The organism is Streptomyces sp. NPDC088707 (assembly GCF_044752725.1).
GTDB lineage: Bacteria > Actinomycetota > Actinomycetes > Streptomycetales > Streptomycetaceae > Streptomyces.
In genome coordinates, this window is the sequence record NZ_JBIVLV010000009.1 from 50,217 (window position 1) to 70,772 (window position 20,556).

At 72.2% G+C, this 20,556-nt stretch carries 17 protein-coding genes and 1 pseudogene; 10 read left to right on the top strand and 8 right to left on the bottom strand.

The genetic code is table 11. The annotated features are described in order from the left end of the window. Nucleotides 1-138: 138 nt before the first annotated feature. Nucleotides 139-2,784: a BTAD domain-containing putative transcriptional regulator gene (locus ACIP84_RS25660; protein WP_401800620.1), complete on the bottom strand. Its 2,646-nt coding sequence runs from the start codon at nt 2,782-2,784 to the stop codon at nt 139-141. Between the two features lie 115 nt (nt 2,785-2,899). On the opposite strand from ACIP84_RS25660, the pseudogene ACIP84_RS25665 reads away from it, so the two are divergent. Continuing rightward, a pseudogene (locus ACIP84_RS25665) lies at nt 2,900-3,375 on the top strand (Uma2 family endonuclease); the annotation flags it as partial. A 49-nt stretch (nt 3,376-3,424) separates the two neighbouring features. On the opposite strand, the gene ychF reads toward ACIP84_RS25665, so the two are convergent. After that, nucleotides 3,425-4,513, bottom strand: a complete 1,089-nt coding sequence (ychF, locus tag ACIP84_RS25670) for a redox-regulated ATPase YchF (protein ID WP_187622319.1) — start codon at nt 4,511-4,513, stop codon at nt 3,425-3,427. Between the two features lie 338 nt (nt 4,514-4,851). Here ychF and ACIP84_RS25675 point away from each other — a divergent pair, with 338 nt between their 5' ends. Further along, entirely contained in the window at nt 4,852-5,424 is a 573-nt protein-coding gene (locus tag ACIP84_RS25675; RefSeq protein WP_355962008.1) for a DUF6542 domain-containing protein, read from the top strand. A gap of 226 nt (nt 5,425-5,650) precedes the next feature. On the opposite strand, the gene ppgK is transcribed toward ACIP84_RS25675, so the two are convergent. Continuing rightward, nucleotides 5,651-6,394 (bottom strand): polyphosphate--glucose phosphotransferase, encoded by a 744-nt coding sequence (gene ppgK / locus ACIP84_RS25680; protein WP_355961979.1) that lies wholly within the window; start codon nt 6,392-6,394, stop codon nt 5,651-5,653. Nucleotides 6,395-6,424: 30 nt separating this feature from the next. Next, a complete protein-coding gene (locus ACIP84_RS25685) occupies nt 6,425-7,477 on the bottom strand; it encodes a 4-hydroxy-3-methylbut-2-enyl diphosphate reductase (RefSeq protein ID WP_401800624.1) in 1,053 nt (350 codons plus the stop codon). A 54-nt stretch (nt 7,478-7,531) separates the two neighbouring features. Between ACIP84_RS25685 and ACIP84_RS25690 the strand changes: the two genes are divergently transcribed. The 4 genes from ACIP84_RS25690 (at nt 7,532) to ACIP84_RS25705 (ending at nt 11,818) form a co-directional block, all read left to right on the top strand. Continuing rightward, nucleotides 7,532-8,902, top strand: coding sequence for an APC family permease (locus ACIP84_RS25690; RefSeq protein WP_401801114.1), 1,371 nt, complete (start codon nt 7,532-7,534; stop codon nt 8,900-8,902). Nucleotides 8,903-9,249: 347 nt separating this feature from the next. Further along, the gene (gene xseA / locus ACIP84_RS25695) at nt 9,250-10,467 is read left to right on the top strand and encodes an exodeoxyribonuclease VII large subunit (RefSeq protein WP_355961972.1); all 1,218 of its coding nucleotides are present in this window, start codon (nt 9,250-9,252) and stop codon (nt 10,465-10,467) included. A gap of 74 nt (nt 10,468-10,541) precedes the next feature. Further along, complete coding sequence (locus tag ACIP84_RS25700; RefSeq protein ID WP_355961969.1) at nt 10,542-10,817, top strand: exodeoxyribonuclease VII small subunit; 276 nt, start codon at nt 10,542-10,544, stop codon at nt 10,815-10,817. 410 nt (nt 10,818-11,227) lie between these two features. Continuing rightward, nucleotides 11,228-11,818 (top strand): malonic semialdehyde reductase, encoded by a 591-nt coding sequence (locus ACIP84_RS25705; RefSeq protein WP_355961966.1) that lies wholly within the window; start codon nt 11,228-11,230, stop codon nt 11,816-11,818. Between the two features lie 106 nt (nt 11,819-11,924). Here ACIP84_RS25705 and ACIP84_RS25710 read toward each other — a convergent pair whose 3' ends face one another. Then, nucleotides 11,925-12,458: a DUF4245 domain-containing protein gene (locus tag ACIP84_RS25710; RefSeq protein WP_355961964.1), complete on the bottom strand. Its 534-nt coding sequence runs from the start codon at nt 12,456-12,458 to the stop codon at nt 11,925-11,927. A gap of 117 nt (nt 12,459-12,575) precedes the next feature. On the opposite strand from ACIP84_RS25710, the gene glpX reads away from it, so the two are divergent. Then, nucleotides 12,576-13,610 (top strand): class II fructose-bisphosphatase, encoded by a 1,035-nt coding sequence (gene glpX, locus ACIP84_RS25715; RefSeq protein WP_355961961.1) that lies wholly within the window; start codon nt 12,576-12,578, stop codon nt 13,608-13,610. Between the two features lie 144 nt (nt 13,611-13,754). Here glpX and ACIP84_RS25720 read toward each other — a convergent pair whose 3' ends face one another. After that, the gene (locus ACIP84_RS25720; protein ID WP_030320581.1) at nt 13,755-14,126 is read right to left on the bottom strand and encodes a WhiB family transcriptional regulator; all 372 of its coding nucleotides are present in this window, start codon (nt 14,124-14,126) and stop codon (nt 13,755-13,757) included. 364 nt (nt 14,127-14,490) lie between these two features. After that, nucleotides 14,491-15,210 (bottom strand): DUF1707 domain-containing protein, encoded by a 720-nt coding sequence (locus tag ACIP84_RS25725; protein WP_355961957.1) that lies wholly within the window; start codon nt 15,208-15,210, stop codon nt 14,491-14,493. A 348-nt stretch (nt 15,211-15,558) separates the two neighbouring features. Here ACIP84_RS25725 and ACIP84_RS25730 point away from each other — a divergent pair, with 348 nt between their 5' ends. The 3 genes from ACIP84_RS25730 (at nt 15,559) to ACIP84_RS25740 (ending at nt 18,856) form a co-directional block, all read left to right on the top strand. Beyond that, on the top strand, nt 15,559-17,229 hold the full coding sequence (locus tag ACIP84_RS25730) for a fumarate hydratase (RefSeq protein ID WP_073909739.1): 1,671 nt from the start codon (nt 15,559-15,561) through the stop codon (nt 17,227-17,229). A 201-nt stretch (nt 17,230-17,430) separates the two neighbouring features. Beyond that, nucleotides 17,431-18,072, top strand: coding sequence for an HAD family acid phosphatase (locus tag ACIP84_RS25735; RefSeq protein ID WP_401800630.1), 642 nt, complete (start codon nt 17,431-17,433; stop codon nt 18,070-18,072). Between the two features lie 124 nt (nt 18,073-18,196). Further along, entirely contained in the window at nt 18,197-18,856 is a 660-nt protein-coding gene (locus ACIP84_RS25740; RefSeq protein WP_401800633.1) for a lipoprotein, read from the top strand. An 80-nt stretch (nt 18,857-18,936) separates the two neighbouring features. On the opposite strand, the gene ACIP84_RS25745 is transcribed toward ACIP84_RS25740, so the two are convergent. Further along, the gene (locus tag ACIP84_RS25745) at nt 18,937-20,475 is read right to left on the bottom strand and encodes a ricin-type beta-trefoil lectin domain protein (protein ID WP_401800636.1); all 1,539 of its coding nucleotides are present in this window, start codon (nt 20,473-20,475) and stop codon (nt 18,937-18,939) included. Between the last annotated feature and the right edge of the window lie 81 nt (nt 20,476-20,556).

The following is a 20,556-nucleotide window of genomic DNA, read 5'->3' on the forward strand; positions in this document are numbered from 1 at the left end:
GGTGGTTCTCCCCCGTGAAGCGTGCGGTCGGCGTGGATGCGCCGGGGCGACAGCCCCGGCGTCAGGGCTCCGAGTACGTCATGTCCTCGGTGCTGTATCCAGCTTCCGGCCTCGCGCTGCCGTCCCGCTTGCGTACCGCTAACGATCCGCTGACAGGCGCGAGAGCCGCGCCGCCGCGCGTACCGAACCCTCGGTGAAACCGGCCGCGTCGGACGCCGCGATCGCGCGTTCGAGCTGGTCGGCGGCCTCGTCGACGCGGCCGATGCCGGCCAGCGCCTCACCCTTGACGATCTGCAGCTGGGCCTGGACGACCACCGCGTCGGGTGGGACGAGTTCCCCGGCGCGAAGGGTGTGCGCGAGCGCCGCTTCGTAGTCCCCCGCCTCCATGCAGTGCCCCGCCAGGTGATGGAGGGTGAGCACCTGGGTGGACGGATGGCCCGTGCGGTCGGCGAGCGAGACGGCGTGCACCATGAGCAGCCCGGCCCGCTCGTGCTCCCCCGTCGCGTCCAGGACGGCGGCGTGGTTGACGTACGCGATCGCCTCGCTGATCATGTCGCCGGCCCGGGCGGCCAGGCCGGGCGCCTTCTCCAGATGGACGAGGGCCTCGGCGTCCCGGCCCTCCTCGTGCAGGATCCAGCCGAGCAGCGCCCTGGTGCGCGACTGCGCGTCGAAGTCGCCGACATGCTCGGCCGAGGCGAGTCCCGCCTCCAGGAGCGGCGTCCAGCCGTCCCCGATCCGCATGAGCATCAGCGGCCACTGCACCAGGGCGAGCCGCCAGGCCCGGTCGTGCAGACCGAGGGCGGCCGCGGCGGTGACGGCGCCCTCCAGGGCGGCGCGCTCGGCCACGTACCAGTCGAGGGCCGCCGTACGGTCCTCGAACTCGAGGATCGCGGCGGGCCTGCGGGCGTCGGCGGGCAGCGAATAGCAGGGCTGGGAGCCCGGCTCGGCCGCCGCGTCGGCCGCGAGCCCCGTGTACAGGTAGTGGTCGAAGAGGCGGCGCAGGCCCTCCGGGTCGGCGTCCTCGGCGAGGTGGCGGGCGTAGAGCCGCACCAGGTCGTGGGGCATCCAGCGGCCGGGGACGGGCTCGGTGAGCAGATGGGCGGCGGACAGCCGGTCCAGGTCGGCGGAGGCCTGCACCGGGGACGTACCGACGAGCGCGCCGGCGGCGAACCGGTCCAGGTCGGATCCGGTGTGCAGGCCGATCGCGCGGAACAGCCGGGCCGCGGAGTCGGGCAGCTGCTGCACGGTGAGGTGCAGTGCGGCGGAGACGCCCCGGTCCTCGACGTCCAGGAGCATCAGCCGGCTCTGCTCGTCGGCGAGTTCGCCGACCATCGCGTCGAGCGTCCACCCGGGGCGCTCGGCGAGCCGGGCGGCCGTCACGCGCAGGGCGAGCGGCAGGCCGTCGCAGAGCCCGGCGATCCGTGCGGCGGCGGCGGGTTCGGCGGCCACGCGCGTCTCGCCGAGGACGGTGGTGAGCAGCGCGGCGGAAGCGGCCGGGGGGAGATGGCCGAGCGGCACCGGCCGGGCCGCGTCGGAGGCGATGAGACCGCCGAGCCGGTCGCGGCTCGTGACCAGGGTGGTGCAGTGGTCACCGCCCGGCAGCAGCGGCCTGACCTGCTCGGAGGAGCGGGCGTTGTCGAGGACGACGAGCAGCCGGCGGTCGGCGGTCAGGGAGCGGAACAGGGCGCCGCGCGCCTCGACGGCCTCCGGGATCCGCTGCGGCTGCACGCCGAGCGCGAGGAGGAACTCGCGGAGGACTCCGGCGGTCTCGGGCGCGGGGGTGTCGCTGAAGCCGCGCAGGTCGGCGAAGAGCCGCCCGTCGGGGAAGTCGGCGCGGCGCTCGTACGCCCAGTGCACGGCGAACGCCGTCTTGCCGACGCCGGCGGGCCCGGTGACCAGGCAGACGGGTCCGTCGCCGCCTCGTACGGCCCGGTCGAGGGCGGCGAGTTCGGCGCCGCGCCCGGTGAATCCGCGCGGGGCGCGCGGCAGCCCCTCCGGCGCGGGGACCACGACGGGTGCGGCGGGCCGGGGCACGGTCACAGGCTCGGCGGAGCGCAGCAGCGTCGCGTACGCCTCGCTGAGTGTCTCGCCGGGGTCGACGCCCAGCTCCTCGGCGAGCAGCCGCCGGGTGCGGTGGTACCAGTCGATGGCGTCCGACTGCCGGCCCGAACGGCCAAGGGCCAGCATCAGCGCGGCCGCGAGGGACTCCCGCAGCGGGTGCGCGACGGCCTCGGTACGCAGTACGGCGGCGGCCCTGGCGTGCTCGCCGAGCTCCCCGTACGCCTCGGCGAGCGACTCGACGGAGGCGAGCCGCAGCTCCTCAAGGCCCCCGGCGGCGGCCTCCAGCGGCCGGCTGTGCACGGTCCCGGTGAGCGCGGGCCCCTGCCAGTACGACAGGGCCTCCCGCAGCATCCGCACCGCGTCGGCGGGACGCCGCTGCACCCCGGCGAGCGCCACGAGCTCCTCGAAGCGGTGCGCGTCCACCAGGGACTCCGGCATCCGCAGCACGTACGCCGACCCCTGCGTGGCCAGCTCGACCCCGTACGCCTCCGCCCCGTGCTCGGCGAGCAGCGCCCGCAGCCGGGAGACGTGCCCCTGCAGCACGGTCTTGGCGTGGGTGGGCGGCTCCTCCTCCCAGAGCGCGTCGATCAGCTGACCGACGTTCACCGCGCTGTTGGGCCGCAGCAGCAGCATGACGAGCAGACTGGACCGTTTGGCGGGCCCCAGGGCTACGTCCCCGTCCTCCGTCACCAGCGCAACGGAGCCGAGCAGCCGGAACTCCACCAGTACACCTCCGCGATCCGTCTCCCCCGTTCCCCAGCTGCTGAGGATACGTGGGGTGGAGGGGACGCCCGACGGCTCGGCCTCCCCGACTGGCGGAAATCGCTAGGGTTGCTCCATGACCGCCCTGCCCGACTGGATGCGCCCGCCGCGTGCGGAAGGCTGGATGCGGAGGACCTGGACCGCCTCCCGGAAGCACCACGCCACACCGAGCTGATCGACGGATCCCTTGTTCTCATGATGTCGCCCCAGCGGTCCTGGCACGCCCGCGTCGTCACCGGATGACGGTGGCACTCATGGCGCAAGCCCCCGGCGCCGTCGAGGTCGAGCGGGAGAAGACGATCCGCCTCGACGCCCGCAACCGCCCGGAACCGGACCTCCTGCTGACCACGGCGCCCTATGAAGCCGACCTGGACCTGGTTCGCCCCTGAGGACGTCCAGCTCGTCGTCGAGGTCGTCTCGCCGGAGTCCGCTCCTCGCGATCGGACCGTCAAGCTGCGCAAGTACGCCGAGGCGGGCATCCGGCACTACTGGTGCGTGGAGGACGAGGACGGCGTACCCGCCGTGCACGTCTACGAGCTCGACGAGCCGACCTGTGCCCGACCCACCAACGAGCGGGTCGGGCACAGGTCTTGGCCAGACGTCAGACGTTGAAGCGGAACTCCACCACGTCGCCGTCCTGCATGACGTACTCCTTGCCCTCCATGCGGGCCTTGCCGGCTGCGCGGGCGTCGGCCACCGAACCGGTTTCCACGAGGTCGGCGAAGGAGATGACCTCGGCCTTGATGAAGCCCTTCTGGAAGTCGGTGTGGATCACACCGGCCGCCTCGGGGGCCGTCGCGCCCTGCTTGATCGTCCAGGCGCGGGATTCCTTGGGGCCGGCCGTCAGGTAGGTCTGGAGGCCCAGGGTCGCGAAGCCCACGCGGGCGAGGGTCGCCAGGCCCGGCTCCTCGGCGCCGACGGACTGGAGGAGCTCCATGGCGTCCTCCTCGTCCAGCTCCGCCAGGTCCTGCTCCAGCTTCGCGTTCAGGAAGATCGCCTCGGCCGGGGCGACCAGCGCGCTCTGCTCGGCCTTGAACGCGTCGTCCGTCAGCTCGTCCTCGTCCACGTTGAAGACGTAGAGGAACGGCTTGGTGGTGAGGAGGTGCAGGTCGTGGAGGAGTTCCGCCTTCTCCGAGCCCTGCAGGATGCCCTGCGAGAAGAGGGTGTCGCCCCTCTCCAGGATCGCCTGCGCGGCCTCGACCGCGGCGACCTTGGGCGCCGTGTCCTTCTTGATCCGCATCTCCTTCTGGAGGCGCGGGAGGACCTTCTCGATCGTCTGGAGGTCCGCGAGGATCAGCTCCGTGTTGATCGTCTCGATGTCGTCCTTCGGCGAGACCTTGCCGTCGACGTGCACGACGTTCTCGTCCTTGAAGGCGCGGATGACCTGGCAGATCGCGTCCGACTCGCGGATGTTCGCCAGGAACTTGTTGCCGAGGCCCTCGCCCTCGCTCGCGCCGCGCACGATGCCCGCGATGTCGACGAAGTCGACCGTCGCCGGGAGGATCCGCTGCGAGGAGAAGATCTCCGCGAGCTTGGTCAGGCGGGCGTCGGGGACACCGACGACTCCGACGTTGGGCTCGATCGTGGCGAACGGGTAGTTGGCCGCCAGCACGTCGTTCTTGGTCAGGGCGTTGAACAGGGTCGACTTGCCGACATTCGGCAGACCGACGATTCCGATCGTGAGCGACACGGTGGCGACTTCCTGAAGTGTGGATGGTGGGCCGATCCCCCAGTTTACGGGCGGGCCGAACCGGCCAGTGACGCCGACCTTCGGTCGTTCTCGGGGGCAAGGTCACCCAAAGGGCGTGTCCCGGACCCGGTTCCCGCCCCTTTCCGACCTACGTTGGTGGAGTGGAGCAGCACAGGACAAGTCAGCCGCAAGGCCGCCGACGGCCCCAAACCCCCGTCACGCCGCCCGTCACCCCGCCCCCCGCACTCGTGGAGGGCGCGGCCGTGTACCGCGTGACCGGCCGGACCCGGCGGGGCCCCGGCGGCCCCCGCGTCCAGCGCGCCGGGGCACCCGGGGCGGTGGCCGGGAAGCCGACGGGACGGCCGGTGCCGCCCGTCGTCCTCGCGCTGCGGCGGCTCCCCCAGCCACGCCTCACCGGGCTCGGCGCCGGCCTCTTCGCCTCCGCCGTCATGCTGACGCTCGGCTGCCTCGACCGGCTGCTCCTCGACGGCTCCCCGGTCGTCTACGGACTGCTGTTCCTGCCGGTCAGCGCCCTGACCGCGCTCTGGGTCCGTGCCGCGGACCTCGTCACCGCCCCCATCGGCGTGCCCATCGCCTTCGCCGTAGGCGTCGTCCCCATCGCGGGCGGCACGGGCGGCTTCGGCGGCCAGGCCATGGCCGTCGTGACGGCCCTCGCCGTGCACGCCGGCTGGCTGTACGGCGGGACCCTGGTCGCCGGGCTCATCGCGAGCGTGCGGAAGGTGCGGGAGATGGGGCGGCGCCAGCACCTCGTGCGCACCGCCGCCGCGGCAGCCGCGGCCTCCGGCGGCGCCTCGGCCGGAGCCTCCGCCGGCGCCGGTGAGGCGCCCGGGGCCGGTGGGAGGGGGCCCGCGTCGGGCGGCCGCACCCCTCGGCGCCGCCCCGTCGGCTAGCCCGGTCCGCGTACGCGAAGACGCCTGCCCCCGAAGAAACCTCGGCGCTCCCGGCCCGCGTACGCGAAGACGCCTGGTCGCCCAGGACACCTCGGCGCCCCCGTCCGCGTACGCGAAGACGCCTCGGCACCCCGCGGGGGGTCCCCGCCTCGGCATCCCCGGACCGCCGGGGCTCTACGCCGCCTCGGCGTCCCCGGCGGCGTAGAGCCCCCTGCTCCTGGAGCCCCTACGCCGCTCCCGCCGCCATTCCCGCCCCCACGATCCCCGCGTTGTTCTGGAGTTCCGCCGGGACGATCTCCGCCCTGATGTCCTCGATGAGCGGCAGGAACCTGTCCGCCTTCCGGCTCACCCCGCCGCCGATGATGAACAGCTCCGGCGAGAACAGCATCTCCACGTGCGCGAGGTACTTCCGCACGCGGCGCGTCGCCCAGTGTTCCCAGCTGAGGTCCTCGTCCTCCTTGGCCTTCGTCGACGCCCTGGTCTCCGCGTCGTGGCCCTTGAGCTCCAGGTGGCCCAGCTCCGTGTTCGGGACGAGGCGGCCGTCGACGAAGAGGGCCGAGCCGATGCCTGTGCCGAAGGTCAGCATGATCACGGTGCCCTTGCGGCCCCGGCCCGCGCCGAAGGTCATCTCGGCGATTCCGGCCGCGTCGGCGTCGTTCAGGACGGTCACCGGGAGGCCGCCCAGGCGGTCGCTCAGCAGAGTGCCGGCGTCCACGCCGACCCATGACTTGTCGACGTTCGCCGCCGTGCGGATGGTCGAGCCGGTCACCACCCCCGGGAACGTCACCCCCACCGGTCCCGTCCAGCCGAAGTGCGCCACGACCTCCGCCACGCACCCCGCCACACCGTCGGGTGTGGCGGGGTGCGGGGTCAGCACCTTGTGGCGCTCCTCGGTGAGCGCCCCGCGCTCCAGGTCCACGGGGGCACCCTTGATGCCCGAGCCGCCGATGTCCACTCCGAAGACGTTCATGGAATCCACGGTACGGGCTGGGGTGCCGGGTTACTCCTTGGCGGTCGCCGCGGGCTCGCCCGCGCCGAGCTTCTCGGCGACGGCCCGCAGGTCCTTGTTGCGGAGCTCCTTGGGCAGCGAGAAGGTGAGGGACTCGTCGGCCGTCTTGACGATCTCCACGTCCGCGTACCCGCGCTCGGAGAGCCACTCCAGGACCTCCTGCACGAGGATGTCCGGGACGGAGGCGCCGGAGGAGAGGCCGACGCTGGTGACGCCCTCAAGCCAGGCCTCGTCGATCTCGCTCGCGAAGTCGACCAGGTAGGCGGCGGGGACGCCGGCCTGCTTGGCGACCTCGACCATGCGGATCGAGTTCGAGGAGTTCTTCGAGCCGACGACGATGACGAGCTCGGCCTGGCCGGCCAGCTCCTTGATCGCGATCTGGCGGTTCTGCGTCGCGTAGCAGATGTCGTCGGACGGCGGGGAGATCAGCTGCGGGAACTTCTCCTTCAGCGCGTCGACCGTCTCCATCGTCTCGTCGACCGAGAGCGTGGTCTGCGAGAGCCAGACGACCCGGGACGGGTCGCGGACCTCGATCTTGGCGACGTCGCCGGGGCCGTCGACCAGCTGGATGTGGTCGGGGGCCTCACCGGAGGTGCCGATGACCTCCTCGTGGCCCTCGTGGCCGATGAGGAGGATGTCGAAGTCCTCGTTGGCGAAGCGGACGGCTTCCTTGTGGACCTTGGTGACCAGCGGGCAGGTGGCGTCGATGGTCGCGAGGCGGCCCTGGCGGGCCTCCTCGTGGACGGTCGGGGCGACGCCGTGCGCGGAGAACATCACGATGTTGCCCGGCGGCACCTCGGTCGCCTGGTCGACGAAGATGGCGCCCTTCCGCTCCAGGGTCTGGACGACGTACTTGTTGTGGACGATCTCGTGCCGGACGTAGATCGGGGCCCCGTACTGCTCCAGGGCCTTCTCCACCGCGATCACGGCACGGTCCACGCCCGCGCAGTAGCCGCGGGGAGCGGCGAGCAGGACACGCTTCGGGCGGTTCGTCGCGGAGGCGGAATCGGGCGTCGACGCGGGCGTTGCAGTCATGCGTCCCATCGTAAGGCCGCGTCGGTGAGCGGTTTGATCGGTGCCGTGGCCGAAACTGTGGCCATGGCCGAGGAATCGCAGGTGGCGGCGCGCGGGGAAGACGCGGAACATACGGGACTTCGTCGGAACCTCGGGTTCCGGGACCTGGTCGTCTACGGGCTGCTCTTCATCGCCCCCATGGCGCCCGTCGGCGTCTTCGGCACGCTCGACGCGAAGTCCGGCGGCTCGGTCGCCCTCGTGTACGTCGTGGCCACGGTCGCCATGGCGTTCACCGCCTTCAGCTACGCGCAGATGGTGCGGGTCGCACCGCAGGCCGGCTCCGTCTTCACGTACGCGCGCAAGGGCCTCGGCGAGGGTCCGGGGTTCATCGCCGGCTGGATGGCGATGCTCGACTACCTGCTGATCCCGGCGGTCGCCTACCTCTTCGCGGGCATCGCCATGGAGGCGCTGGTCCCGGAGGTCGACCGGTGGGTGTGGACCGGGATCGCCGTCGTCCTGACGACCCTGCTCAACCTCTGGGGCGTACGGGCGGCGGCCCGGGTCGGCCTCGCGGTGCTCGCGATGGAGATCGTCGTGCTGCTGGTCTTCGTCGTCTCCGCGATCGTGGCGCTCGCGCAGGACGGGGCCCGGCGCGACTGGTGGTCGCCGATCACCGGTGACGGGGCGTTCTCCCTGGCCGCCGTCATCGGCGCGGTGTCCGTGGCCGTCCTGTCCTACCTGGGCTTCGACGCGATCGCCTCCTTCGCGGAGGAGGTCACGGGCGGCTCGGCCAAGGTGGCACGGGCACTGCTGTTCTGCCTGGCCCTCGCGGGTGTCCTGTTCATCGCGCAGACCTGGCTGGTGGCCCTGCTCGAACCGGTCTCCTCGGCCGAGCTCGCCGCCGACCCGGGGAAGCAGGGGTCGGCCTTCTACGACGCCGTCGAGAGCGCGGTCGGCGGCTGGCTGCACGACCTCGTGGCCGTCTCGAAGGCGATCGGCGCGGCCTTCGCGGCGCTCGCGGGGCAGGCGGCCGGTGGCCGCCTGCTCTTCGCGATGGGCCGCGACCGGCGCCTGCCGCATCTGCTCGCCCGGACGGACGGGGGCGTGCCGCGGGTGGCGCTCCTGGTGTCGGCGACTGTGACGATGATCGCGGCGGTGTGGGCGGCCCGGCGGGACGACGGCCTCGACCACCTGGTGTCGGTCGTGGACGTGGGCGCCCTGACGGCCTTCGTCCTGCTGCACGCGAGCGTGGTGGGCTGGTTCGCGGTACGGCGCGCGGAGGGGCCGCCGCACTGGCTGAAGCACGTCGTGCTGCCCGTGCTCGGCGCCGCGATCCTGATCGCGGTCATCGTGGAGGCCTCGGTGGCGGCGCAGGTGGTGGGCGTGGTCTGGCTGGGCGTGGGCCTGATCGTCCTGGCAGTGCAGGGCGCGACGAGGACTCCGGCGGAACACTGAGGAGCCTCGCGGGGCGCTGGCTGTGCGGGGCGCGACGAGGACTCCGGCGGAACGCTGAGGAGCCTCGCGGGGCCGCTGGGCGTCGCAGGGCCTCGCTCGCGACGGGGCGCGAGGCGTCGCGGGGCGTCGCGCCGCGAGCGGGGCCAGGCGTCTCGGGACCTCACGGTGCCTCGCGTCGCGAGGGCGTCGGGGGCGGGGCGCTCGCTGCGGGGCGGGGGCGGATCTTCGCGGGGCGGGCTCACCTGCGGCCCCGGGCAGGGCAAGCCCGGGACAAGCCGGGGCCGGGCGGGCGCGTGCCCCGTGCGCGTGCCCCTGACGTTGTCGTATCGCGCGGTTACGCTCGGTCCATGGCTCTGACTACGTCCGCCGAAGCACCGCTTCCCGTCGGTGAGGTCTCCCGTCTGATCGGGGGGTGGATCGACCGGCTCGGGGCGATCTGGGTAGAGGGGCAGATCACGCAGTTGTCCCGGCGCCCAGGCGCCGGGGTCGTCTTCCTGACGCTGCGGGATCCCTCGTACGACATCTCCATCGGCGTCACCTGCTACCGCCAGGTCTTCGACGCCGTCGCGGACGTCGTGTCGGAGGGTGCCCGGGTCGTCGTGCGCGCCAAGCCCGAGTGGTACGCGCCGCGCGGCCAGTTGTCGCTGCGGGCGGTGGAGATCAAGCCGGTCGGGATCGGCGAGCTGCTCGCCCGGCTCGAGCAGCTGAAGCGGAGCCTGGCCTCCGAGGGGCTGTTCGCGCTCGACCGGAAGAAGCCGCTGCCGTTCCTGCCGCACCGCATCGGCCTGGTCTGCGGCCGCGCCTCCGCGGCGGAGCGGGACGTCCTGGAGAACGCGCGCCGCCGCTGGCCCGCCGTCGCCTTCGAGGTGCGGAACGTGGCGGTGCAGGGCGTGAAGGCCGTGCCCCAGGTCATCCAGGCCGTCAAGGAGCTGGACACCCACGAGGACGTCGACGTCATCATCGTGGCCCGGGGCGGCGGCAGCGTCGAGGACCTGCTGCCGTTCTCGGACGAGCAGCTCGTCAGGGCCGTCGCCGACTGCCGTACGCCGGTGGTCTCGGCCATCGGCCACGAACCCGACTCGCCCCTCCTCGACCTCGTGGCCGACCTGCGCGCGTCGACGCCGACCGACGCGGCCAAGAAGGTCGTGCCGGACGTCGGCGAGGAGCTGGACCGCGTGCGCGGGCTGCGGGACCGGGCGCTGAGGACCGTGCGCGGGCTGCTCGACCGGGAGGAGCGCGGTCTCGCGCACACGCTCGCCCGGCCCGTCATGGAGCACCCGCAGCGCATGGTCGAGGTCCGCGAGGACGAGCTCGTCGCGCTGCTCGCGCGGAGCCGTCGGGTCCTCGGCCACCTCCTGGACCGGGCGGACTCCGAGCTGTCGCACACACAGGCGCGGGTCCGGGCGCTGTCGCCCGCCGCGACGATGGAGCGGGGGTACGCGGTGCTCCAGCGGGCCGACGGCTCCGTGGTCCGCTCCCCCGGGGAGGTCGCGGTGGACGAGGAGCTGCGGGCCCGGGTCGCGGAGGGCGAGTTCGCGGTACGGCGCGTGGCCGACCCGGCCTGATCAGGACCCCCGCGGGATCGCAAGCAGGACCACGCAGGACGCAAGAGAACCGGTTACGGAGGGTGGAGCGGCACATGGCAGCGGGAACGGGTACGGCGGGATCGGGTACGGACGAGGCGGCGCTCGGGTACGAGCAGGCGCGGGACGAGCTGATCGAGGTCGTACGGCGGCTCGAAGCGGGCGGGACGTCCCTGGAGGAGTCCCTCGCGCTCTGGGAGCGCGGTGAGGAGCTGGCGAAGGTCTGCCGGCGCCGCCTGGAAGGGGCGCGGGCCCGGCTGGACGCCTCGCTCGCCGCCGAACGCGCGGCGGAGGAGGCCGAGGGCGCCGCGGGCGGCGACGGGGACGAGTAGCCGCCCACGCCGGGGCCGCCCGCCCGCCGCACGGGCCGGCCACCCGCCCGGCACCGGCAGCTACGGGGGCGGAACCCCGCCGCCCGGCCCCGCCCCGCATCGGCGAGACCCGGCCGCCCGCCCCCGGCATGTACGGGGGGCGGACCCCCGGCCGCCCGCCCCCGGCCCGCACCGGCGAAACCCCGCCGCCCGCCCCCGGACCGCCCGAGCGGAACCCCGTAGCCGCCCCCGCGAGGGCCGCCCCGCGCCGCCGGCCTGCGGCGACTCGTCGGTGCGGCGTACACTGGCGAGTGAAGCGGATCACTATCCGGATGGATTGGTTGAACTTTCACCAATCTTCGGCGTACTGTCGAGGACATCGCTTGGATCCCCACGAGCGACCCCCCTTTGCAGTCCGGAAGGTACGCAGCATGTCTCTCGCCCTTGACGCCGCCGCTCAGGATCTCCTTTTCCGCGAGGCCCGCACCGCCAACACGTTCACCGACGAGCCGGTGACCGACGAGCAGCTCCAGGCGATCTACGACCTGGTGAAGTACGGCCCGACCGCCTTCAACCAGACCCCGCTGCGCATCACCCTGGTCCGCTCCCCCGAGGCCCGCGAGCGCCTGGTCAAGCACATGGCCGAGGGCAACCGGCCCAAGACCGCCACCGCCCCGCTCGTCGCGATCCTCTCGGCCGACAACGAGTTCCACGAGGAGCTCCCGGCCCTGCTTCCGCACTTCCCGCAGGCCAAGGACATGTTCTTCGCCGAGCGTCCGGTCCGCGAGCAGTCCGCCGTCCTGAACGCCGCCCTCCAGGCCGCGTACTTCATCGTGGGCGTCCGCGCCGCCGGCCTGGCCGCCGGCCCGATGACCGGCCTGGACTTCGCCGGCGTCCAGAAGGAGTTCCTGGACGACGACCACACCCCGCTGATGGTCGTCAACATCGGCAAGCCGGGCGAGGACGCCTGGTTCCCGCGCTCCCCGCGCCTCTCCTTCGACGAGGTCGTCACCACCGTCTGAGTCCGCTGACGCGGTGACGACGGCGGAGCCGACACGGAAAGGCCCCGCACTCCACGAGTGCGGGGCCTTTCCGTGCTCTCTTCGCGGTCTCTTCGCGCTTTCCGGATCAGGCCTTCTTCGACTGGAGCGAGCCCACCATCTCGGTGAGCCGCTCGAACGACGCCGTGCCGGTCACCACCGTCGTCGCCCCGCCGTCCACCCGGACGAGCGCGTCGTACTTCGGGCCCTCCCAGCGCTGCCAGACCCGGCCCGCCACCGTCTCGGTCTTGCCGGTGTTCTTCGCCCGCTGGGTGACGTCCGGCACGAAGGTCTTCGGCGCCGCCGTCGACTGGTGGATCGCCACGTACTGGGTGTCCGGCGAGAGGAAGCCGAGCTGCCAGGCGTCGGCGTTCTCGCGCTTGTACGAGACGACCGTCGCCTTCCAGCCCTCGCCGAGGCCCTCGGGGGCCAGCACCGGATACGGTGCCGCCCGCTGAGCCGTCAGGAGCTCGACCCGGTAGTCCTTCGCCTTGACCGGTTCGGCGCTCTCATCATGCGGAATGAAGAGATACATCACTCCCGCGGCGACCAAGATCACCCCGAGGGACTGGAACATCCCGCGTACCGTCTGCCTGCCTCGCATACCTGCCACGCGCACCATGGTCGCATCAAGGGTCCGTGCTCATACGTGGGCCCCTCTGCTCATTTTGTCGACGTACCGATAGAGTCGCAGCACCCTCCCTTAACCGGCCGTCGCCGTACAGAAAGGTGCGTTCCGATGACCGAGCAGCAGAATCTGCCGCCCGAGCTCGTGGTCTCCCCCGAGGCTCCCGACCGCAACCTCGCCCTTGAGCTGGTCCGCGTCACCGAGGCCGCCGCCATGGCCGCCGGCCGCTGGGTCGGCCGCGGCGACAAGATCGGCGCGGACGGCGCGGCGGTCAACGCCATGCGCACCCTGATCTCCACCGTCTCGATGAACGGCGTGGTCGTCATCGGCGAGGGCGAGAAGGACGAAGCGCCCATGCTCTTCAACGGCGAGCGGGTCGGCGACGGCACCGGCGCCGAGGTCGACATCGCCGTCGACCCGATCGACGGCACCACGCTGAACGCCAAGGGCATGCCGAACGCGATCGCCGTCCTGGCCGCCGCCGACCGCGGCACCATGTTCGACCCGTCCGCGGTCTTCTACATGGACAAGCTGGTCACCGGCCCCGAGGCCGCCGACTTCGTCGACATCAACGCCCCCGTCTCGGTCAACATCCGCCGGGTCGCCAAGGCGAAGAACTCCTCCCCCGAGGACATCACGGTCGTCATCCTGGACCGCCCCCGTCACGAGGGCATCGTCAAGGAGATCCGCGAGACCGGCGCCCGCATCAAGTTCATCTCGGACGGCGACGTCGCCGGTTCGATCATGGCGGTCCGCGAGGGCACCGGCGTCGACATGCTCATGGGCATCGGCGGCACCCCCGAGGGCATCATCTCCGCCTGCGCCATCAAGTGCCTCGGCGGTGTGATCCAGGGCAAGCTGTGGCCGAAGGACGAGGCCGAGCGCCAGAAGGCCCTCGACGCGGGCCACGACCTGGACCGGGTGCTCTCCACGAACGACCTGGTCGGCGGCGACAACGTGTTCTTCGTCGCGACCGGCATCACCGACGGCGAGCTGCTCCGCGGGGTGCGCTACCGCGCCGAGACGGCGACCACGCAGTCGCTCGTCATGCGCTCGAAGTCCGGCACGATCCGGCAGATCGACTCCACGCACCGGCTCTCGAAGCTGCGCGCGTACAGCAAGATCGACTTCGACCGCGCGAAGTAGCGGCGCCGGTCGACGCAGCACCCACGCTTCACCACGAAGCGGTACGAAGAGGGGCGCCCCCATGTGCGGTGGGGGCGCCCCTTCCCGTACGGAACGACGGCGGTGGCCGCGCTACCCGTCAGCCGCGAAGGCTGCGCGTCCGCGTCAGCCCGCCTGGGCGATGCGGTCGGTCGCGGCCGCCTTCCGCAACTCCACCTCGCGCCGCCGGCGGCGGGCCAGGGCGACGCGGCGCTCCGCCGCGGTGAGCCCGCCCCACACCCCGTACGGCTCGGGCTGGAGGAGCGCGTGCTCCCGGCACTCGACCATCACGGGACAGCGGCCGCAGACCCGCTTGGCCGCCGCCTCACGCGCGAGCCGCGCGGCGGTCGGCTCCTTGGAGGGGGCGAAGAACAGTCCGGCCTCGTCCCGGCGGCACACCGCCTCCGCGTGCCAAGGACCGGCCTCGTCCTCCCGTGCAGGGGCGCGCTGAGGGGGCACGGCGGCGACCTGGAGGGGCTGATGCGGCAGTTGCAGCACGGTCTACTCCTGACGACGGCTTCGCGAGCGAGCGGCGATGCACCAGCCCTACCCGCTGTGCGCGCGCCTATGCACTGCGTGCCGCGCCGTTCCGCACTGCGGATACCCGAGGGCGAATTCCGGTCACCCCTTGGCCGCCGGTCGGAACGGCGTGTAGGACCCGGCAGCGGGACCCGGCCGTGGGGCCGAAGGCGGGACCGGCCGTGGACCCGGCCGCAGGACCCGGCCGTGGCCCCGTCCGCAGGACCTGGCCGTGGGACCCGGCCGTGGGACCCGGTCGCGGGACCCCGTAGCCGGAGCCTCGCGCCCCTCACCTCACGCCGCCTCGCGGGTCGGCCCGTGCGTCGCGTCGCGCGTCGCCGCGTCAGTGGCCGAGGTGCTTGCGCATCCTGTCCTGGAGGTCGGTGATCCACTTGCCGCGCTTGGGTCTGGCCTCGACGTTCCCGAAGACCGAGTAGCCGTTGATGACGACGACCGGGGCCTGCGGGTCGACGCCCTCCAGGGTCACGACCTCGAAGTTGCCGAAGATCCCGCTGCCGTTGCCCCGCAGGCTGATGTTCTCCGGGACCCGGACCTCGACGTTGCCGAAGATCGACGTGGCGTTGATGGTGGTCAGCCGCTGCGCGAAGATCGCCTCGGTCAGGTCGATCTCGATGTTCCCGAAGAGCGCGAACGCGTTCGTGCGGCGGCTCACCCGCCACCGTCCCTTGCGGGTGGTGCTGGAGAAGATCGCGACGAGGTTGGCCGGGGGACCGTCGGCGTCCTCCGGGCCGTACCCGTAGTCCGGCGCGGGCTCCTGGCGCGTCCGGGCGCCCGGCAGGTCGCGGACGATCGGCTCCAGCTCCCCGACGGTCTTCGCGCGGTACACCGAGTCGATCCGGTCCGAGTGCTCCTCGGCGTCGATCCGCCCCTCGGCCAGGGCGTCCCTGAGGATGTCCGCGATCCGGTCCCGGTCCGCGTCCGAGGCCCGCAACGAGCCCTGCGGGTCGGCGAAGACGGTCTCCGCGGGGGCGGGCTCGGCGGGTGCGGCCTGCCGCTGCGGCTCCGGCTGCTTTTCGGGTTCGGGCTTCTTTTCGAGGTCCACGTCGCCAGCCTAGCGAAACGCGATAGATCGCGACCAGGGGGCGGGGCCGCGGCCTGTGGACAAGTCTCGAACCGGACGCCGGAAACGGCGCGTTGGAGCCCCTGCCCGTCCCGGGGCCGGCCTCACCCCGAGACCGACCCGACCCGACCCCGACCGGCCATGCCCCGAGACCGACCGGACCGCCCCGGCCCCCGCTCGACCGGACCCCTCGAAACACGCCACTCCGGCACGGTCCCGGCCCCAAGTGAGCCTTACCTCACAGGACCGGGCCCCGGGCCTCGTTCTACGCTGGAGGGCGCACTGCCAACGGAGGCGGTGCGCCGTCTTGCCGAGTGAGGAATGGCCCCCATGCCAGAGTTTGCGTACTCCGATCTGCTCCCCCTGGGAGAGGACACCACGCCCTACCGCCTGGTGACCTCCGAAGGTGTCTCCACCTTCGAGGCCGACGGCCGTACGTTCCTCAAGGTCGAGCCGGAGGCGCTGCGCACCCTGGCCGCCGAGGCCATCCGCGACATCCAGCACTTCCTGCGCCCGGCCCACCTGGCCCAGCTGCGCCGGATCATCGACGACCCCGAGGCCTCGTCGAACGACAAGTTCGTCGCGCTCGACCTCCTCAAGAACGCGAACATCGCCGCCGCCGGCGTCCTGCCCATGTGCCAGGACACGGGCACCGCGATCGTCATGGGCAAGCGCGGCCAGAACGTGCTGACCTCCGGCCGCGACGAGGAGGCCCTCTCCAAGGGCATCTACGACGCGTACACCAAGCTCAACCTGCGGTACTCGCAGATGGCCCCGGTCACCATGTGGGAGGAGAAGAACACCGGCTCGAACCTGCCCGCGCAGATCGAGCTGTACGCGACCGACGGCGGCGCGTACAAGTTCCTCTTCATGGCCAAGGGCGGCGGCTCCGCCAACAAGTCCTTCCTCTACCAGGAGACGAAGGCCGTGCTCAACGAGGCGAGCATGATGAAGTTCCTGGAGGAGAAGATCCGCTCGCTCGGCACGGCCGCCTGCCCGCCGTACCACCTGGCGATCGTCGTCGGCGGCACGTCCGCCGAGTTCGCGCTCAAGACCGCGAAGTACGCCTCCGCGCACTACCTGGACGAGCTGCCCGCCGAGGGCTCGGCCGAGACCGGCCACGGCTTCCGCGACAAGGAGCTGGAGGAGAAGGTCTTCGAGCTGACGCAGAAGATCGGCATCGGCGCGCAGTTCGGCGGCAAGTACTTCTGCCACGACGTCCGCGTCGTCCGTCTCCCCCGCCACGGCGCCTCACTGCCCGTCGCGATCGCCGTCTCCTGCTCGGCCGACCGCCAGGCCGTCGCGAAGATCACCGCCGAGGGCGTCTTCCTGGAGCAGCTGGAGACCGACCCGGCGCGTTTCCTGCCGGAGACGACCGACGAGCATCTCTCCGAGGAGAGCGACGTCGTCACCATCGACCTGAACCAGCCGATGGACGACATCCTCGCCGAGCTGACCAAGTACCCGGTCAAGACCCGCCTCTCCCTCAACGGCCCGCTGGTCGTGGCGCGCGACATCGCGCACGCCAAGATCAAGGAGCGCCTGGACGCGGGCGAGGAGATGCCGCAGTACCTGAAGGACCACCCGGTCTACTACGCGGGCCCGGCGAAGACCCCCGAGGGGTACGCCTCCGGTTCCTTCGGCCCGACGACGGCCGGCCGGATGGACTCGTACGTGGAGCAGTTCCAGGCGGCGGGCGGCTCGAAGGTCATGCTGGCCAAGGGCAACCGCTCGCAGCAGGTCACCAACGCCTGCGGCAGCCACGGCGGCTTCTACCTCGGCTCGATCGGCGGCCCGGCGGCGCGGCTCGCGCAGGACTGCATCAAGAAGGTCGAGGTCGTCGAGTACGAGGAGCTCGGCATGGAGGCGGTCTGGAAGATCGAGGTCGAGGACTTCCCTGCGTTCATCGTGGTGGACGACAAGGGCAACGACTTCTTCCAGAACCCGGCCCCGGAGCCGACGTTCACGCACATCCCGGTGCGGGGCCCCGGTCTCGGCTGATCACCCGACGCCTGACATCCGCCCCCCGGTCCTCCTGGACCGGGGGGCTTCGTCGTCCGGCCCGGGGCTTCGTCGACCGGCCCGGGGCTTCGTCGTTCGCTCAGAAAGTCGCTACCGACCGGTAGCCATCTCGTTGCCTACTGTCCAGTATTGAGCGCGAGCATGCCAAAGTCCCCGAGCCGGTCGACCAAGGAGCCCCCCATGCCCGTCACGCCCTTCCGCAGGCGCGCCGCCGCCGGAACCACCGCCACGCTCGCGCTGACCGCCTTCCTCGTCGTCGGCCCCGCGCCCACCGCCTCCGCCTCCGACCCGGACGGCCACAGCACCTCGACCGCCGCCTTCAAGGACGTCGACTACACGACCTGGCGCCGTGACGTGGCCGCCGTGGTCGCGCAGGCCCGCCCGTACATCGAGGAGCGTTCCAGGAACGCCGGCGACGAGAAGCAGGCGATCGTCCTCGACATCGACAACAGCTCGCTGGAGACGGACTTCCACCCCTTCTGGGAGCTGCCGACCCCGGCCATCGCCGAGGTGCGCACCCTCGTCCGCGAGGCCCACGACCGCGGGGTCGACATCTTCTTCGTGACCGCCCGCCCGGGGATCATCCACTCGCTCACGGACTGGAACCTGAAGCAGGTCGGCTACCCGGTCGACGGGCTGTACGTGCGCTCGCTTCCCGACCTGTTCGCCGAGGTCAGCGCGTACAAGACGGAGCAGCGCGCGAAGATCGAGGGCAAGGGCTACACGATCATCGCGAACATCGGCAACAACACCACCGACCTGGTCGGCGGTCACGCCGAGCGCACGTTCAAGCTCCCGGACTACGGCGGCAAGCTCTCCTGAACCACCGCGGTGAGCCCGCCCGGACCCGGCCGGACTCCGCCCGGGCGGCTTCACCCGTGGCGCGACGCCGCCTCCCGGACCCGTCCGTCCGGTGGACGGCCGGACCGCCACTACGCTGACGCGCATGAGACACCCGATACGGACCCTGGCCCCGGTCGGCGCCGCCGTGGCGGCGGGGTTGCTGCTCAGCGGCTGCGCCGACGTCGAGCCGGTGCCCGAGGTCACCCAGGGCGCACGGCCCACGGCGGCTCCCGCGGCACAGACGCCCGCCCCTGCCGGGAAGGCGCCCGCCGCCGCGTCCGCCCGGACCGTCGGCGGTCCGGGGACGGTCTGCGCGCTGCCCGTGTCCTTCGGGGTGGCGGAGAAGTGGACGCCGAAGGCGGTCGAGGACCCCGAGAACCCGGAGTTCGCGGCGCTCACCCGGCAGGGGCCGGCCACCGTGCGCTGCGAGGTCGACGCCAAGCCGGCCGGGCATGTGGGCTTCCTGCGGGTGTGGACGGCCGGGAAGGGCCCGGCCAGGGCGGCCCTCGAAGGGTTCGTGAAGGCCGAGCAGAACACGTCCGAGGTGGTCTACAGGGAGAGCGGGTCCGGCGCGGGGCCGGTCACCGAGGTGACGTACACCGTCCACGACAAGGTGATGGAGGAGTCGAAGGAGGAGCGCGCCTTCGCCGTCTCGACGCCGAGGGGGACGGTGATCGTGCACCTCGGGGGGCTCGACACCGCGGAGCACCGGGCGATGATCCCGGCCTACGAGCTGGCCAGGACCACGCTCCGGGCGCTCTGAGCCCGCGCCGGTACGGAGCAGGCCCGTGGCCCCCGTCCGTGATCGGACGGGGGCCACGGTGCTGACGGGGTGTCGGCCGGCTACGCGAACTTCTGGTTCGCCGAGCCGTCGCAGGTCTGGAGCCTGATCGGCTGCTTCGCCGCGCTCTGGGTGAGGCAGAGGCCGGTCGCGTCGGCCGGGCGGATCGTGGCGCCGTCGCGGACGAACCTCTGGTTGGCGCCGCCGTGGCAGTTCCACAGGACGAGCGCCCTGCCCGCCTGGTAGCCGGACGCGGGGACGTCGAGGCAGCGGTCCTGGGTCAGCTGGGTGTGGACGGTGCGACGGGTGGAGTCGTACCACCAGCCCTGGTTGCGGCCGCCGTGGCAGTCCCAGCCGAGGACGGCCGTGCCGTTGGACGAGGTGGCCGCGTCGACGTCCAGACAGTTGCCGGTGGCCTGGTTCTTCAGGGGCTTGTAGGCGTCGTCCCAGGCGAGCGGGAAGAGGGTCGGCGTGCCCGAGGAGTTCACGTCGGCACAACTGGCCTCACGCACACCCGAGTTGTAGATCTGGGTGAGGCAGGACGCGAAGGCGGCGTGCCCGCGCGCGTTGGGGTGGAAGGACTGCCGTACGGAGTTCTCGTCCGGGGTCCCGGGCTTGGAGAGGTCGATGTAGAGACCGCGGGCCCAGGCGTCCTCCATGCAGACCTCGTGGCCGTGGAAGAGCCGCGAGTTGTCGAGGTAGACGGCGCCGGTGGAGGCGGCCGCCGCGCGCATCCCGCGCTCGAAGGCGGGGACGGCGGTGTTGCGGCCCCAGACGGTGTCGGAGTCGTAGCCGAGTCCGCCGCAGATCAGCTTGCCGGGGAAGCCGGGGTTGTCGCGGAAGTCGGGGCCGATCGGGCTGGGGTAGCCCATGACGACGAGCTTGTAGTCGCCGTCGGCGTAACCGGCGTCGCGCATCACGGCCTTGAGGTCGCGGACGGTCTGCTCGACCTTGGGGACGAGCGCGTCGACGCGGGCCTGCCAGCCGCTCGCGTACGCGGGCTCGCAGGCACCCTGGAGGAGCAGATAGCGCTGGACGCAGTCGGTCATGACGGGCCCGAACTGCAGGTCGTCGTTGGCGCCGGCGACGAGGGTGATCATCTTGATCCGGGTGTTGCGCGCCTTGACGGCCAGGTTGTCGCTCTGGACGAGCTCGTCGGCGTACTGCTTCGAGCCGCCGATGCGGATGTTGCCGGTGTACGCGCCGGAGCAGGACACGTTGAACGTGAGGTCCGCGGGGATTCCGGTGCGGTGGATGGCGGCGTCGGGCGAGCGGTGGCACCAGTTGGTGGGACCGTTGGTCGGGGACTCGTAGGTGCCGACCCCCTCGCCGGAGATCTCGCTGTCACCGAGCGAGATCAGGCCGGTCCTGCGCTGGGCGAGCGGGCGCTCCTCGGGACTGCCGTAGATCTTGGTGGCCTCGGCGGCGCGAACGGCTTCGAGGGCGGGCGGGAGCGGTACGGCGGCGGTCACCGCGCTGGTGCCGGCGGCGTCCGTGCCGGCGGCTCCGGCGGGGGCGGCGGCGGTCATCGTGCCGAGCGCGGCGGCGGCCGCGGCGACGGCGGCGATGGGCCAGCGGTGTCTGTACCTGGTGCGCGTCATTGCGCCTCCTGGAAGTGGGGTTACCCACGGTTTTTACTGGCCGGTACGCCCGATGGGAATACATCGAACAAGACAAGTGCT